The organism is Romboutsia sp. 1001713B170207_170306_H8 (genome assembly GCF_015550495.1).
Classification (GTDB): Bacteria; Bacillota; Clostridia; order Peptostreptococcales; family Peptostreptococcaceae; genus Romboutsia_E.
Map to the genome: position 1 here is coordinate 687,046 of NZ_JADNAX010000001.1, position 16,292 is coordinate 703,337.

Here is a 16,292-nt window from a genome sequence, read left to right on the forward strand (position 1 = left end):
AATAAATAATTAAATAGTATTTAAAAATAAAAACATATGGCTAAGGACTATACAATAACCTTAGCCATATGTTTTTATTTTCTCTTTTTAGATTTTTTCTTTTTATTGTTTTTATTTTTTGCTTTTTGTTCTTGTAGTCTAGCTTTTCTTTCAGCTTTAAACTGGGCTTTTTGAGCTTCGGCCTTTTTTTCTTCCATTGTCACATATATAGTAAGGGCTGCTAATAATAAACCTATTATTACAAACTTGGTATCTTTCGCAACTAATCCTAAAATTACTATCATAGCATTGATAGCCATTGTGATATTATTCTTATGCTTTGTAAAAAATTCTTTCATCTTAGACCTCTTTCGATTTTAATTATAGTTATATTATTATATTATATAATATATATTAAAGTATCAAGTTAATAAGATAAAGTATTATTATAAAATAAAAATTAAACTTATATTACAGTTTGAATAATTTAAATATATAAATATTTTTTTATGGCCAAATAGATTGACTATAAAAACGATTTCCTATATCTTTTAGGTATTACTACTAAAAATGGGGGAAAGAGATATGATAAAAAAAAGGATAGAAATTATAAATAGATCAGGGCTACATGATAGATTAGGAACATCTTTTATAAGAAAAGCATCACAGTATAAATCACAAATATTTATAAGTAAGGGACGTTCAAAAATGAGTGCAAAGAGTATATTAGGATTTTTTAGTTTGGGAATTAGTGAAGGTGATGTTATAGAAATTGAAGTTAATGGGGAAGATGAGGATATAGCAATTAAAGAGTTAATAGAGTATATAATAGGAATTGATGAGAATAAGTAAACATACGATAAATAAAAAGTTATAAATTTAAGTATTTATGCTAAAATTTATAACTTTTTTATTCATATAAAAACTAAGTTATTAGTAAATCGGCAATTTTAAAAATAGTTATAGATGAAGCTCTATCAATAAGAGGCGGAAGTATTATATCAACACTATTAAATGACATAAGTGATAGTTTTTGACCAGCTGATATTGATAAAATTACTGAAGAAGATGAGGATATGTTAGATGGAGAAATATACATGGTTGTACCAGGAGATTGAACTCCATCAACAAATAAAGCTAAAGTAAGATTTTGACTAGATGTTATATTAGGAAAAATTAAATAGCAATCTATAACATATACACCAGACTCTAAAAATATAAATTCATCTTGAGAAAAAAAAGATATATTTACAAAATTACCATTAGAGCCTATAAAAGGAACACCTGAATTAGCAATTAATCTTACACTAAAAGGTACATAAAAATATGCATAAGAAGATGATAATGATCCGTTAGGTCCAGTTGGTCCGGTAGGACCAATTTCACCCTGAGGACCAGTAGGACCAACAGGTCCCTGAATACCGATAGGACCTTGAGGACCAACCTCACCAGGAGGACCAATTTCACCCTGAGGACCAGTAGGACCAACAGGTCCCTGAATACCGATAGGACCCTGAGGACCAACCTCACCAGGAGGACCAATTTCACCCTGAGGACCAGTAGGACCAACAAGTCCCTGAATACCAATAGGACCCTGAGGACCAACCTCACCAGGAGGACCAACTTCACCCTGAGGACCAGTAGGACCAACAAGTCCCTGAATACCAATAGGACCCTGAGGACCAACCTCACCAGGAGGTCCAATTTCACCAGGAGGGCCAGTAGGACCTTGAGCTCCAGTAGGTCCAACAACTCCTTCAGTACATTCTATAGGACAAAATTTATATAGATTATAATCAAATTTATAATTTATATCATAATCTAAACTAATATAAGTTTTATTATCGCTATAGCTAAATTTACAAATAAAATTAGAAAAGTAATCAGAGTAAAATGCAATTCCAAGGTTTGAAGAATTATCATTTACCCAATCTAAAACTAAGCTTGTAATATCAACTTTTATATAAGAATTTATATTGAGTTTAGATACAGAAAAGAATAAATTTGAATTTGATATTTGTAGCAGATTACTATATGGATATTTAAAAAATTCACTATCAACTCTACCAATATTGATATTAATTTTATTTGAAATATCATGGATATTTAATTGATTAGGATACAAGTACAAATAAGCTTTGTTTATAGATATTGAACATAGATTAGAAAAATCAAATTTTAATAAAAACTTATATTTATTATTTGAGTTAGAATTAAGATTATTTCCAACAATAAGATCTGATGTAGATGTAACTGTACTATTGCACATAGTTAGTTTATTAGTAGGAAATAAATTAATATTGGACATATTATATTCCTCCATATATTTAACAAATGGGTAACTCTTTATAAGAATTACCCATTTTATTATTTTAACGAATATATGACTTTATTTAGCAACAATCATGACAACTATTTGAATTTATACATGAATGTCCGTTAGGTTTTCTGTAAACTGGTGCATTTACATCTAATCTAGATTCTCCAGGACATAAATTAAATACTAGAGATAAACCATTTGAATTTACTAAATGATTAGATTTTATATAAACATAGTTACAAGGTAAATCTCCAAATTGTATATAGTAAGAACCAGATGGTACATTATTAAATATATATTTACCTTTACGAGATGTAGTAGTAGAGTCAATTAGTTGATTATTACAGTCATATAAGGAAACATCTACATTAGGAATTCCCATCTCTCTAGAAGATTTACATCCATCTCCATTAGAGTCTAACCATACATACCCGCCAACTGTTCCTAATTCGTAAGGAATTATATCATTATTATTACAGTTATCTGAAGATGGATAATCATAATTATCATCTTCTATACAGCCACAACTTGAATTAGAAGTATTATTATTTACACAGTTAGGACAAAGTCCAACATTAAGGTTTGTTATATTTTGACCTGGACATAATGTAAATACATCTGTTTTACCATTTCTAGAAACAACACCAGTTTTAGTGTTGAAAGAGTATTGGCAAGGAATATTATTAAATATCAAGTAATAGTTACCTGGATTTACATTAGAAAATTGATAATTACCATTTGAGTTAGTTAAAACTGTTGATACTACACAATAAGTATTTGCATTATATAAAGAAACAAATACATTTGGAACTCCAATATCTTCAGTATCTATTACACCATTGCAATTATAATCAGCAAATACAATACCTGTTATACTACCTGGTACAGGTGAAGTTGTAGTAGTTGTAGTAGTTGTAGTAGTTGTTGTTGTACGTACTGGACATATAGTTTGGATACAAACTGGTAGTATAGGTATATCTAAATCAACTCTATTTTCTCCTGGATTCAATCTAAAACAATTAGTTCTTCCGTTAGTATCAGCAACCCCATTTGATTGAATAAATTTATATCCAGGTATAGGATCAACTTTAATGTAGTAAGCAATATTAGGTGCAAGATTATTAAATGAATAATTACCTAGGCTATCAGTATATACAGATTGAATAGGATCATTAGTATTACAGTTATATAAAGTTACAAATGCTCCAGGATATCCTGGTTCAGTTGGGGCTTGAGTTCCATCTTGATTTAAGTCTACCCAAATTGTACCACTTACAGATGCTAAACCAGAAGAGGTAGTTGTAGTAGTAACAGGGACTGTAGTAGTTGTAGTAGTAACAGGGACTGTAGTAGTTGTAGTAGTAACAGGGACTGTAGTAGTTGTAGTAGTAACAGGAACCGGAGTAGTTGTAGTAGTAACGGGAACCGGAGTAGTTGTAGTAGTAACGGGAACCGGAGTAGTTGTAGTAGTTACTATTGCAGGTAATATAGGTGCATCAATATTTGTATTATCAGTAGGATCATCATCATATTTTACACAGAATGGTTGAGTTCTACCTGTAGTATCAACAACACCATTTGATTGTATAAATCCATAGCCTTCAGGTATATTAGAGAATATAACATAGTAAGTACCTGGATAAACAGTATCGAATATATAATTACCATTAGCATTAGTAGTAGTAGTAGCAACTTTAGTTTTATTATTATAGTTATATAAATCTACAGTAACATTACCCATACCAGGTTCGCCATTATCTTGTATACCATTTTGGTTTAAGTCAACCCAAACCGTATCACCAATTAATTTTGTTGGCTGGGAGCAGTCTGATTCTGAAATAGTCATAGCAATTTCATTAAGAACTGTATTTTTTAGATAGTTAGTATCTTTTGAAATCATGATATCAACTCCATATTTTAAAATTTTTTATTAATAAACACTCATACATAATATATGTTTTCATCCATAGATATGTTAAAACTTATTATTTTTAAATTTAACACTTAGTCTAAATTAAGAGTATAGTGTAAGATAAGTTAATACTATAGTATGATGTAAGTATTCAAAAGTGACAAAAAAATTGCATACTGATAAAAAGCCTTATAGAGTATAATATACTGCTATAAGGCCGATTATAAGTTATCTAAAAGTTATTATAGTATCTATTGGAACAGTTTTTAGGACAACTGTTAGAATTGCTAAGAGAATAATTAGATGGGTTAACCCATAAATTATAATTCATTACAGATTGTACATTATTATTACAAGTACTATTGCAATTAGGACATTGGCTATTATTACATTTATTAAAACAAGTATTAGCTTTAGGACAGTAATTATTACAAGGATTACATGTATTTACTTGGCTACAGCAATTGCAGCAATTACAATATTTTTTAGTACAACTACATTGATTTAAAGAATATTGATTTGCACAACACTTATTAGAGTAGTTAATTCTCATTTTGTCACCTCGCTATCTAGGAGATAGATATTATTGCTCCTCCTTAATATATACTATTAAAAAATGCAGAATATGTTACATTATAGCAAGGATTGTTGAAAATAAAATTATCTGAAAATATTTAAAATAAATACAATTTTGTATTTACATAAAATGTAAGATATGATAATATTGTCGAAAGGAATTATTTTAATAAGGCAAAATTATTATATTGAAGTAATTCAAAAGAGATTTTATTACAACTTTATCTAAATATAACTAAAATTATAGTCTTAAAGATTTAACAACAGGGGGATATAATATGAACGTTAAAGAAGAAATAAAAAAGTATAAAGACTATATAGTATCAATGAGAAGAGATTTTCATAAACATCCAGAAAGAAGCGGAGTAGAGATAAGAACTTCAAAAAGAATAAAAGAAGAACTTGAAAAAATGGGAATACCTTATGAGAGTATTGCAAGTACAGGAGTCATAGGTACTATAAAAGGAAATAAATTTGGAAAAACAATAGCCTTAAGAGCTGATATGGATGCTCTTTCTGTTTTTGAAGAAAATGATGTAGATTATAAATCTAAGGAAGAAGGTATGATGCATGCATGTGGACATGATGGACATATGGCTATGTTACTTGGGGCAGCACAATTATTAAATGAGAATAAAGATAAAATAAATGGAACGGTTAAATTACTTTTCCAGCCAGCTGAAGAAATAGCTAAAGGAGCTAAGGCTATGATAGATGGTGGGGCACTTGATGATGTGGATGGGATATTTGGAATGCATTTATGGGGAGATTTAGATTGTGGAAAAGTATCCATTGAAGAAGGACCAGTAATGGCTTCAGCAGATATATTTAAAATAAGAATAAAAGGAAAAGGTGGACATGGTTCACTTCCTCATCAAGGAATAGATGCAGCTGTTGTAGCATGTGCAATTGTTATGAATCTACAGACTATTGTGAGTAGAGAAACTAGCCCAATAGAACCAGTAGTGATAAGTATAGGATCTATAAAGTCAGGAACTAGATTTAATGTAATTGCAAGTGAAGCTATACTAGAAGGTACTTCAAGATGCTTTAATCCAAAATTAAGAGATGAAATTCCAAATATGATTGAACGTATAATAAAACATACCGCAGAGGCATATAGAGCAGAGGCTTTCTTAGAGTATACTTTTGGAATGCCTGTTTCTATAAATAATAAAGAATGTTCAAAATTAGCTAAAAATGCAGTAGAAAAAATAATGGGAAAAGATGGAATAGGACATATGCCAAAGCTTACAATTGGAGAAGATATGTCTGAATATTTAAATAGAGTTCCTGGTGCAATAGCTTTAGTAGGATCTAAAAATGAATCTAAAGGTTATATTTATCCTAATCATCATGGAAAATTTGATATATATGAAGATAGTTTAGAAATAGGGGCAGCATTACATGTACAATATGCTTTAGACTTTTTAAATAAATAAAAGAGGAAATCTAATTTAAGATTTTCTCTTTTATTTTTTGTAAATAATTATATAAGATATATCAAAAAATATAATGGTTATTATAGTAATAATAAATTTTACTTGCAAAGATTAAAAGAATATAATAAATACTATAAATTAACAAAGATTTACTTTTTATAAAAGGAGATGTCACTATGAAAGATGTTGTAATAATTGGAGCAGGTGTAGTAGGTTGCTCAATAGCAAGGGAATTATCAAAATATAATATAGATATATGTTTAGTAGACAAAAATAATGATATAGCAGAGGGAATATCAAAAGGGAATAGCGGTATAGTACATGCTGGATATAATGAAAAAAAAGGAACTTTAAAAGCAGAGCTTAATATACAAGGAAATTTATTATTTGACAGTTTAGCTAATAAATTAGATTTTCCATTTAAAAGAAATGGTGCATTAATATTAGCTTTTAGCGAAGATGAAATGAAAAGGGTAAATGAGTTAAAAATAAATGGGGATGAATTAGGTGTACCAGGTTTAGAAATTTTAGGAAAAGAGCAAGTTCTAAGCTTAGAACCTAATATAAATAATAATGTGGTAGGTGCTTTACATGCAAAATCATCTGCAATAGTAAGTCCATATGAAATGACAATAGCACTAGGTGAAAATGCAGTAGAGAATGGAGTAGAATTTAAGTTAGGTTATAAAGTAATAGATATAATAAAAGAAGGAAAGACATATAAAATAAAGTTTGAAAATAAAGAAAGTATAGAAGCTAAAATAATAATAAATGCATCTGGTCTATATGGTGCTTATTTAAGTAATTTAGTAAATAAAGAAAAATATGAAATACAACCAATAAAAGGAGAATACTGTTTATTTGATAAAGTAGCAGGAGGTATTTGTAATAAAACATTATTTCAAGTTCCAAGTAATTTAAGTAAAGGTGTATTAATAACTCCAACAGCTGATGGAAATTTACTTCTTGGACCTAATGCTAAGTCTGATGAAAGTATAGGTACTTCAAGAGAAGGTATAGATGAAATAATTCAAAAAGGCAGTAAAACAATACAAAACTTACCTATGGGAAGAATATTAACTTCATTTAGTGGCATAAGACCTAAAACTGATAATGAAGACTTTATAATAAGAAACTCAGAAGATAATTCTAATTTTATAAATGTAATAGGTATAGACTCGCCAGGTCTTAGTGCAGCCCCTGCAATAGGAAAATACGTAGTTAAGATAGTATCAGACTTAGTAGACTTAAAAGAAAAAGATAACTTAAAAAATGAAAGAAAAAATTTAGTCAGATTTTCTAATCTTAGTATGGAAGAAAAAAATAAACTGATAAAAGAAAACTCTTCTTATGGAAAAATGGTTTGTAAATGTGAATTAATAACGGAAGGTGAAATTATAGATTCTATAAAAAGACCATTAGGAGCAACCACTATAGATGGAGTCAAAAGAAGAACTAGAGCCATGATGGGAGGTTGTCAAGGGGTTGGATGTATGCTAACAATAGCAAATATACTAAGCAGAGAATTAGGAGTAGACTTAAGTGATATTAAGAAGAATAATGAAACTTCAGTAGTTGTCGGGTATAAGGAGGACTAGAACTATGAGAGAATATGATTTAGTAATTATAGGTGGCGGTGCAGCAGGAATTCTTTGTGCAATAGAAGGTAAAAAAAGAAGTATAGAAAGTATATTAATAATAGAAAAAGATCCGGATCTTGGAGGAATGCTAAGTAATAGTGACTATAATATAGGAAATGAAATTTATATTACGGGTAAAGAGTATAAAGAAAAAATATTAAAAGAATTAGAACGTTATAATGTTGATATAAATTTAAATACAATGGTATTAAATATAGAAGAAAATAATGAGGTAGTTTGTACAAGTTCACAAAGAGGTATAGAGAAAATTAAAGGGAAAAATGTAATTATTGCAAATGGTGGAAAAGAAAAATCAAGGAACTCAATAACTGCAGTTGGAGATAGAGTATCAGGTATACTTACTATAGGTATGGCAAAGAAAATATTTGCTATGGAAGATATGGTGCCTGGTAAAAATATTTTAATTGTAGGTGACGCTACTATATATATGATAGAACAAGAATTAAAAAAGTATAATATAAATGTAGTAGGTATTCTGTGTGAAGATGGAAATGCTGATAGAGTTAAGTCTTTAGGTTTAAAATATAATATATATGAAGGATATAAATTAGTAGGAATATATGGAGATGGAAGAGTTAGCAAGGTTAGTATTGAAAGAGATAATCATATTAAGGAGATATTTTGTGATACTTTAATATTTTCATATCCAATGCTAAGTGATGGAGTAGTAGCTATGAGGAGTAATATAGTTTTAAATCCAGAAACTACAGGATCTAAGGTTGATGAAAATTATAAAACTTCAAGAGATAATATATATGCATGTGGGAATGGAATTTATATTCATAATGACATATATGAAATAGAAAAAGAATGCAAAGAATTAATAGAAAATTTAAAATAAAATTAATAGGGAGTATATTGATATTTATCATTTTACTTCCTATTTTTTATTTTATAAAAAAATAGTTGTAAAAACAACTAAATATGATATAATGATATAGTTGCATAAACAACTAATAAAAAGGTGGAACTTTATATGTGTATAGAAAAATGTAAAGAAAATAAGCATATAGGAAAATACATATCTCATTTATATAGAAAAGGGAGTGTATTTATAAACAAAGAAGTCTCTAAGTTTGGAATTGGATCTGGTCAATTTATGTTTTTACTTGAGCTATATACAGAGGATGGTAGAAATCAAGAAGAAATATCTGAAAAATTAAAAATAGACAAAGGTACAACGGCAAGAGCTTTAAAAAAATTAGAAGATCAAGGCTTTATAACTAGAATTAAAGATGAAAATGATAAAAGATCAAACAAAATTCATTTAACTAATAAAGCAAAAAATATAAAAGAAGATGTGCTAGGAGTGTTAGGTCAGTGGAATAATAAAATCGCTGAAATATTAACAGAAGAAGAAGAAGAAACTATGAAAGAATTACTTGAGAAAGTATGTAAAAATATAAATATATAAGGAGGATACGAATGAAAAATAGTCAACAAATTTTAGGAACAGAGCCTATAGGTAAATTATTATTAAAATACTCTGTACCTGCAATCATAGGAATGATGGTAAATGCACTTTATAATGTTGTAGATAGAATGTTTATAGGTAATATACCAAATGTTGGTCCTATGGCAATAACAGGTCTTGGTGTAACTATGCCAATAATGACAATAATGCTTGCGTTTGGTATGTTAGTTGGTGTAGGTTCTGCAACTAATATATCTATAAAAATGGGGCAAGGAAAAAGAGATGAAGCAGAAGGTATAATAGGAAATGCAATAACTTTATCTGTAACAATCGGAATTATATTAACAGTAATAGGAACAGTTTTCTCAGATAAGATATTATCAGCATTTGGAGCTAGTGATTCAACTTTATATTATGCTAAATCATATATGAGTGTAATATTATTAGGAGCAGTTTTCCAAATACTAGCTATGGCTTTTAATAATATGATTAGAGGAGATGGAAATCCTAAATTATCAGCTATAATAATGACCGTTGGTTGCGTTACGAATATAGTATTAGATGCTGTATTAATATTTGGGTTCAATATGGGAATACAAGGAGCTGCAATAGCTACAGTAACCTCTCAAGGTGTAACTGCTATATGGGGATTATTATATTACTTAAAAGGAAAGTCGAATTTAAAGTTTAGAAAATCAAGTTTAAAGTTAAACTCTAATATAGTAAAGATGATATTTGCAATAGGATCAGCTCCATTTGCAATGCAATTAGCTGCTAGTTTAGTTCAAGTATTAAGTAATAATTCTTTAAGAAGTTATGGTGGAGACTTAGCAATAGGAGCAATGGCTACTATAAGCTCTATAACTATGATATTTTTAATGCCTTCTTTTGGATTAGTACAAGGTATGCAACCAATTGTTGGATTTAACTATGGAGCTAAGAATTATGATAGAGCAGTTAAGACATTTAAGATTACACTTTTAGCTTCTACTTGTATGTTTGTAGTTGGATCTTTATTAATTCAGTTTGCACCACAAGTTTTAGTTGGTATGTTTAATAGAGATGCAGAGCTTATGGACATTACTGTTAATGGTTTAAGAAAATATGCTTTTGCACTTCCAATAGTAGGATTATCTGTTGTTGGTACTAACTATATTCAATCTACAGGTAAAGCTAAAGTTGCTATGGTACTTAGTTTACTTAGACAGGTTATTTTATTAATACCTATGATACTAATTTTACCTAATATTTTTGATTTAAATGGTGTTTGGTTTGCTCAACCAACAGCTGATATAATTGCTTCTGTTATAACTGGTGTGGTTATATTAAGGGAAATTAGAAGTTATAAAATTAAAGAAGTTTACAGTGAAGATATTCAAGCTGTATAGATAAAAAATGCTACCTCAAATTTTGAGGTAGCATTTTTTATAGTCAACTTTTAGTATAAAATGTTGTAACTTAATAAATGTAATATGAATAGAATATATAGGCAGTTAATAAAAATTTACAAAGTTGTCAATTTTAAATGAGGTAGATGTATGGAAATTTATAAATATGAATTATATGAAGATATAAATTTAAATAAGTATGATTTTCAAAAAAAATCTAAATGTAAAATAATATTAGAAAATAATATTTGTAAATCTTTTTACTGTGATAATGAGCATAAATATTTTTATATAGATAAAGATCTTTATGATAAAAGTAGTGAAGATAAAATTAATATTGAGAATGAATACTTATATAAAATAGAGTTTAATGGATTGAAGGATGAAAATATTGATTTAAGACTTTATATAATAACTTGTATAAATGATGAAAAAATTTTAGACAATATAAATTTAAACTCATATAAAGTTATAAGCTTAATGGACAAAAATCAAATAACAAAATTAGCTATTAGAGTTGAAGGTAGTGGTAACTTTAGAATTGATTCAATAAAAATATACAGAAGAAAAAAAATAAATTTTATGTATACGAATAGCATAGAAAATAGATTTATATTTAACAAGATAGACAAGCTTAGTGACTTAAAAATAGCATGTATATTTGATAAACTTACAGAGTCTTGTTTTGATGGAATATGTAACTTGATAAAGGTACATCCATATGAATGGAAGGGTGAATTAGAACTTAATAGACCTAATATATTATTAGTAGAATCAGCCTGGCATGGAAATGATGATGCATGGAATAAAAAAGTACAATATATAAATAAGTATAATACGTTGGAGTTAAAGAATTTAGTTGATTGGTGTAAGAAAAAGTTTATACCAACAATATTTTGGAATAAAGAGGATCCTGTTCATTATAATCATTTTATAAATACAGCAAAGTTATTTGATTATGTATTTACTACAGATGAATCTAGCGTAAACAAATACAAAATAGATTTAAAACATGACAATATATTTGTATTACCATTTGCGGCAAATCCTAAAATTCACAATCCAATAAAAATTGATTTAAATAGATGCAATAAAGCTTGTTTTGCAGGTAGTTATTATAATAATAAATATGAAAGAAGAAGAGAAAGATTAGATACTATTTTAGAAGCAGCAATAGAATCTATAGGCCTTGATATATATGATAGAAATTATAATAGAAACCTAAAGCAGTATGAATATCCAAATAAGTTTAAAGAAAATATAGTGGGATATTTACCGGTGGAAAAACTAGATAAGGCAAATAAGGGATATAAGGTAGTTTTAAATGTAAGTACTGTAGATAATTCTAAAACAATGTTTTCTAGAAGAATATATGAAGTTTTAGCCTGTGGAACACCTATTATAAGTACTTATTCTTTAGGAATTGAGGAGCTATTTGGAGACATAGTAATGGTTAGTGATGATAAGCAAAAGATTAAAGATGAACTTTCAAAAATTGAACAAGATAATTATTATTATGATATTAAATCTATAAAAGGAATTAGACGGATTTTAGAAAATCATACCTACAATCAACGTTTAATGTATTTATTAGATAAAGTAAGTATTAATATTAATAATATAAATAAAGATATTTGTATAATTGGATTAGTTAAGGGGTATGAAGATTTTAAAAAAATATCAGAAAATTATGAAAATCAACTATACAAATATAAAAAACTACTTTTAATAACATATAGTGAAGAACTATATTTAAAGCTAAAAGGTAGTTGTAACTTTGATAAAAATATATTACTTCTAAATAATAAAAGTATGAACTTAAGTTTAAAGGATATTATTGATTCTGACTATATATCAATATTAAATCCTAATAATTATTATGGCAAATATTATTTAAGAGATTTAGTAAATGCAACTATTTACACAAATGCAGAAGTAATAGGTAAAAAGTCATATTTCAAATATAATAAAGGGTTTATACTAAAGAATAATATAACTTTGAATTTAGAAAATGAAGGTAAAGACTTTAAATACACAGACTTATTATATTTGGATAGAAGTATGATTAATAGAAGGATTATAGAGAATTATACTATTTATGAATTACTAAAATATATAAATTTAAATTATATTGATAAATTTGAGTATGGATTTAAGTACTTTTCTATAGATAAATATAACTTTATAGAAAATATCGAAGATTACGATTCAAAGTTTTGTAGATATGTAGAAATATAAAAAATTAAGGGTTGATAAAACAATGGACTATATATCAAAAGATTTAGATCGATTATATGATAAATTTAAAATCATATTAAATAAAAATTCTAATGAAAATTATATAGAAACTAGTAATGACCTTATTGAGAATAATATACTTAATATATTTGGGTATAAAAAAGTTCATTTTGATAAATTTATAAATTGGGAAGATGAAAAAATGGGAAGATCGTATCTTAGAAGATTAAATGGTCATGAATTTCTAGGAGATTTAATAGAAGCTTATAGAGAAACAAAAGAAGAGAAGTATTTAAGTGTAGGATTAGAGTTAGTATATCAGTGGATAGATAAATATGAAAATGAATACGATATAGAATACAGAAATAAATATGATTATCATGATGAAACAACAGCTCTAAGAATGAACTATTGGTTAAATTTTATTTTAAATTGTTATAATTTATTTAGACGCGAATATTTAGAACGATTTGTATCTAATATATCTAAAACAGCAGAATTACTTTCAAATGAAAACTTTCATAATAAAAATACAAATCATGGAATGTATCAAGACTTATCTCTACTATTATATTCACAAATATTTAACTTAGATAGCAAATCAAAAATTTATGAAGAATTATCAAAAAACAGATTAAAAAAATATTTTGATTTTGTTTTTGTTGAAGGTGTTCATAAAGAACACACTCCATTTTATCATTATGAAGTCAGTAAAAGTTTAAAATTATATTCTATTGTAATGAGAAGCATAGATAATGATTTTTCAAAATATTTATATGAAAAGTATGAGAATACATTAAGATTTTCTTATCAAATACTAAAACCAAACGGTTGCTTTCCTGAAATTGGTGATAATGCATCTAAAAAGGTAATTGAATCATACAAAGACTTATATAACGATAAATATTTCGACTATGCAATTACAAGTGGTAATGATGGAGTAATTCCTAAAGAAGATTCTGTAGTATTTAAAGATGCAGGGTATGCAATATTTAGAGATAGTTGGGGTAAAGGTAAGAATGGTTTATATATATTATTTTCAGCTGCTTATAATAGCAATTATCATAAGCACTGTGATGATTTGTCTGTTTTAATATATAAAGGAAAAAATATATTTGTAGAATCAGGATTTAATGGATATGAATATAAAGATAAATTTACAAAGTATGCATATTCTTCATTTGCTCATAACACTTTGATTGTAGATAATAAATCTATAAAATTACGCGAATTTCTTAACCGTGAAAATAAAACTAATAATATGGCACAGTTTGAAGATACAAGTAGTATATACGATGATGTATATATTGAAGATTATATTATAAGAGAAGATAAGAATATGGTTTTAGGTGTGAATAATAGATATAAAGACTTAATTCATAAAAGGAAGTTAGAGTACGATAGAATTAATTCTAAAGTAGAGATAAAAGATTATATCATATCTAAATATGAACATACTTATAAAATACTATGGAACTTGGATAAAAGTATAAAAGTTAAATATGATGATGGAATTTATCTATATGATGATGAGAGAATTATATGCAAGATTTGTATAAATTCTTCAAAAAATTTAAACATAAATGAATACATTGGAGATGAGGAAAATATGAGAGGATGGTACTTTGATTCTCCTAGGAATACACAAAAAAGAATAACACTTGAAGTCGAAATTAAATCTACATCAGTAGAAGTAGATACTATAATAATATTTTATTAAGGTATAAAAATTATTATATAGTATGATGAAAATAAATTAAAAGGAGATAATTATGAAAAAATTAATTTTTATAAAAATTGTATTTAATACTTTTAGATTTAGTGATATTAGACTAGACCCAGAGTGGATAAAATATAGAATGAATATATTTATGAATTATACATGTCAAAGTCTTATCAATCAAACAAATCAATCCTTTATGTGTACTTTACTTTATGATAAATTAAGCAAAGAAATTATAGAAAGTGAACTAAGAAAATATCCAGAGCTACCTAAAAATATTGTATTTGAAAGTAATTTAAATAAACTAAAAGATATGGTAAAAAGTTATGACTATGTTTACGAAGTTAGATTAGATGATGATGATATGTATCACAATAGTTTTACTCAACAGTTGTTAGACTATAGTCCAAATCCTGAAACACAGGTATTGATAAACCAAAAAGGATATGTATATGACATTATAAATGATAAACTAGGTAAATGGTATTTTGAATATCCTCCATTTTATACACTTATATATAAGGCAAGTGATTATCTAAATAATGTACGATATTATTTAGAAGGTGGTCATGCAGGTGCAATAAAGTTAAAATATGAAGTTCTAGAGAGCGAAAATTATATGGTTATATTGCACGGTAAAAATACTTTAAACAAGTTTAATTCTAGAAATCAAGTTGGAGTTATTGAAGATTTATACGAAAAGAATAGAATTTTGAATGAATTTAAAGTTTCTTGTTTTGATAAGCGAGCATATAAAAATATATAGTAAAAGTAAATATATGGAGGTGTATTAATTGAAAGATGTAGATATTAATAACTTAGCAAGTGTAATTGTAATATCTTATAGTAATATAAAATATCTTAAAGAAAATATAAATTCTATTTTGAAACAAAATTACTCACCGATTGAAATAATAATAAGTGATGATTGCTCAAATGAATTTGATGAAGAGTTTAAAAAATCATTAGAGTTGTATATAGAAGAAAACAAGAAGGAAAATATTATAAATTATATAGTTAATAAGAATAAAATAAATGAAGGTGGTGTAAAAAATTTAAATAAAGCAATAAGACTGTCTAAAGGTAAATATATAATACCATTAGAATGTGATGATTGTTTTTATGATAGTGAATCAGTAAAAAACATTGTTGATTTTTTTAAATATAATTCACAATATTTAATGGCTAAATCTTATGAATATAGCTGTGATGTAAATATGAATCCAATTAGTAAAGAACGATTTCCACAATGGTGTATAGATTTGCTAAATGGTGATCCACTAGATTTATATTTAAGGTTGTGTAAAGGAAATTTTATATCAGGATCTCATCTTTATTACACGAGAGAATTTATAGATAAATTTGGAATGTATGATGAAGACTATAAACAATTAGCTGATCATACAAAGTTATTAAATGTAACTAGGCAAGGGTGTAAAATAGGCATAATAGACGCAATAACAATATATAGAAGATGGGGAGGAGAGTCAAGAGATTTTAATGGTTATAATTTGGATCAAGAAAAGAAAATACAAATTAAAAATGAGTTGAATAAAGATAGAAAAACTATGCGTGAAAAAGAAATTATTCCATATATAGATAAAATAAAAAGTGGTAGACCGTGAGATTTATTATATAT

The 16,292-nt window shown here is 26.9% G+C and carries 14 protein-coding genes; 10 read left to right on the top strand and 4 right to left on the bottom strand.

The genetic code is table 11. The features are described from left to right. Positions 1–74: 74 nt before the first annotated feature. Positions 75–338 (bottom strand): hypothetical protein, encoded by a 264-nt coding sequence (locus tag I2A66_RS03270; protein ID WP_195250943.1) that lies wholly within the window; start codon positions 336–338, stop codon positions 75–77. Between the two features lie 226 nt (positions 339–564). Between I2A66_RS03270 and I2A66_RS03275 the strand changes: the two genes are divergently transcribed. Then, entirely contained in the window at positions 565–831 is a 267-nt protein-coding gene (locus I2A66_RS03275) for an HPr family phosphocarrier protein (protein ID WP_122640032.1), read from the top strand. Between the two features lie 73 nt (positions 832–904). Here the strand turns inward: I2A66_RS03275 and I2A66_RS03280 are convergent, their stop codons facing one another. The 3 genes from I2A66_RS03280 to I2A66_RS03290 form a co-directional block, all read right to left on the bottom strand. Continuing rightward, positions 905–2,287 carry a DNRLRE domain-containing protein gene (locus I2A66_RS03280; protein ID WP_207734715.1) on the bottom strand — a complete coding sequence of 461 codons (1,383 nt, stop codon included), beginning with the start codon at positions 2,285–2,287 and terminating at the stop codon, positions 905–907. An 85-nt stretch (positions 2,288–2,372) separates the two neighbouring features. Beyond that, the gene (locus I2A66_RS03285; RefSeq protein ID WP_195250945.1) at positions 2,373–4,199 is read right to left on the bottom strand and encodes an SdrD B-like domain-containing protein; all 1,827 of its coding nucleotides are present in this window, start codon (positions 4,197–4,199) and stop codon (positions 2,373–2,375) included. Positions 4,200–4,443: 244 nt separating this feature from the next. Then, complete coding sequence (locus I2A66_RS03290; RefSeq protein ID WP_124097566.1) at positions 4,444–4,764, bottom strand: hypothetical protein; 321 nt, start codon at positions 4,762–4,764, stop codon at positions 4,444–4,446. A 301-nt stretch (positions 4,765–5,065) separates the two neighbouring features. Between I2A66_RS03290 and I2A66_RS03295 the strand changes: the two genes are divergently transcribed. The 9 genes from I2A66_RS03295 to I2A66_RS03335 all read left to right on the top strand — a co-directional run bounded on the left by I2A66_RS03295 (position 5,066) and on the right by I2A66_RS03335 (position 16,278). Next, positions 5,066–6,229 (top strand): M20 family metallopeptidase, encoded by a 1,164-nt coding sequence (locus I2A66_RS03295; protein WP_122640029.1) that lies wholly within the window; start codon positions 5,066–5,068, stop codon positions 6,227–6,229. A 176-nt stretch (positions 6,230–6,405) separates the two neighbouring features. Further along, positions 6,406–7,827 carry an NAD(P)/FAD-dependent oxidoreductase gene (locus I2A66_RS03300; protein ID WP_195250948.1) on the top strand — a complete coding sequence of 474 codons (1,422 nt, stop codon included), beginning with the start codon at positions 6,406–6,408 and terminating at the stop codon, positions 7,825–7,827. A 4-nt stretch (positions 7,828–7,831) separates the two neighbouring features. Then, positions 7,832–8,731 carry an NAD(P)/FAD-dependent oxidoreductase gene (locus I2A66_RS03305; RefSeq protein ID WP_147516723.1) on the top strand — a complete coding sequence of 300 codons (900 nt, stop codon included), beginning with the start codon at positions 7,832–7,834 and terminating at the stop codon, positions 8,729–8,731. A 135-nt stretch (positions 8,732–8,866) separates the two neighbouring features. Beyond that, positions 8,867–9,304 carry a MarR family winged helix-turn-helix transcriptional regulator gene (locus tag I2A66_RS03310; RefSeq protein ID WP_122640027.1) on the top strand — a complete coding sequence of 146 codons (438 nt, stop codon included), beginning with the start codon at positions 8,867–8,869 and terminating at the stop codon, positions 9,302–9,304. An 11-nt stretch (positions 9,305–9,315) separates the two neighbouring features. Further along, positions 9,316–10,692: an MATE family efflux transporter gene (locus I2A66_RS03315; RefSeq protein ID WP_122640026.1), complete on the top strand. Its 1,377-nt coding sequence runs from the start codon at positions 9,316–9,318 to the stop codon at positions 10,690–10,692. Between the two features lie 150 nt (positions 10,693–10,842). Next, on the top strand, positions 10,843–12,930 hold the full coding sequence (locus I2A66_RS03320) for a CgeB family protein (protein ID WP_195250950.1): 2,088 nt from the start codon (positions 10,843–10,845) through the stop codon (positions 12,928–12,930). Between the two features lie 22 nt (positions 12,931–12,952). Then, a complete protein-coding gene (locus I2A66_RS03325; RefSeq protein ID WP_147516721.1) occupies positions 12,953–14,650 on the top strand; it encodes a heparinase II/III domain-containing protein in 1,698 nt (565 codons plus the stop codon). Positions 14,651–14,702: 52 nt separating this feature from the next. Continuing rightward, complete coding sequence (locus I2A66_RS03330) at positions 14,703–15,419, top strand: glycosyltransferase (RefSeq protein WP_147516720.1); 717 nt, start codon at positions 14,703–14,705, stop codon at positions 15,417–15,419. A 28-nt stretch (positions 15,420–15,447) separates the two neighbouring features. Then, positions 15,448–16,278: a glycosyltransferase gene (locus I2A66_RS03335; RefSeq protein WP_195250952.1), complete on the top strand. Its 831-nt coding sequence runs from the start codon at positions 15,448–15,450 to the stop codon at positions 16,276–16,278. Positions 16,279–16,292: the final 14 nt, after the last annotated feature.

Coding starts and splice junctions, on each gene's coding strand:
- I2A66_RS03320 (WP_195250950.1), top strand. CDS start 10,843: ATGGAAATTTATAAATATGAATTATATGAAGATATAAATTTAAATAAG.
- I2A66_RS03315 (WP_122640026.1), top strand. CDS start 9,316: ATGAAAAATAGTCAACAAATTTTAGGAACAGAGCCTATAGGTAAATTA.
- I2A66_RS03280 (WP_207734715.1), bottom strand. CDS start 2,287: ATGTCCAATATTAATTTATTTCCTACTAATAAACTAACTATGTGCAAT.
- I2A66_RS03285 (WP_195250945.1), bottom strand. CDS start 4,199: ATGATTTCAAAAGATACTAACTATCTAAAAAATACAGTTCTTAATGAA.
- I2A66_RS03290 (WP_124097566.1), bottom strand. CDS start 4,764: ATGAGAATTAACTACTCTAATAAGTGTTGTGCAAATCAATATTCTTTA.
- I2A66_RS03310 (WP_122640027.1), top strand. CDS start 8,867: ATGTGTATAGAAAAATGTAAAGAAAATAAGCATATAGGAAAATACATA.
- I2A66_RS03295 (WP_122640029.1), top strand. CDS start 5,066: ATGAACGTTAAAGAAGAAATAAAAAAGTATAAAGACTATATAGTATCA.
- I2A66_RS03270 (WP_195250943.1), bottom strand. CDS start 338: ATGAAAGAATTTTTTACAAAGCATAAGAATAATATCACAATGGCTATC.
- I2A66_RS03305 (WP_147516723.1), top strand. CDS start 7,832: ATGAGAGAATATGATTTAGTAATTATAGGTGGCGGTGCAGCAGGAATT.
- I2A66_RS03325 (WP_147516721.1), top strand. CDS start 12,953: ATGGACTATATATCAAAAGATTTAGATCGATTATATGATAAATTTAAA.
- I2A66_RS03330 (WP_147516720.1), top strand. CDS start 14,703: ATGAAAAAATTAATTTTTATAAAAATTGTATTTAATACTTTTAGATTT.
- I2A66_RS03275 (WP_122640032.1), top strand. CDS start 565: ATGATAAAAAAAAGGATAGAAATTATAAATAGATCAGGGCTACATGAT.
- I2A66_RS03300 (WP_195250948.1), top strand. CDS start 6,406: ATGAAAGATGTTGTAATAATTGGAGCAGGTGTAGTAGGTTGCTCAATA.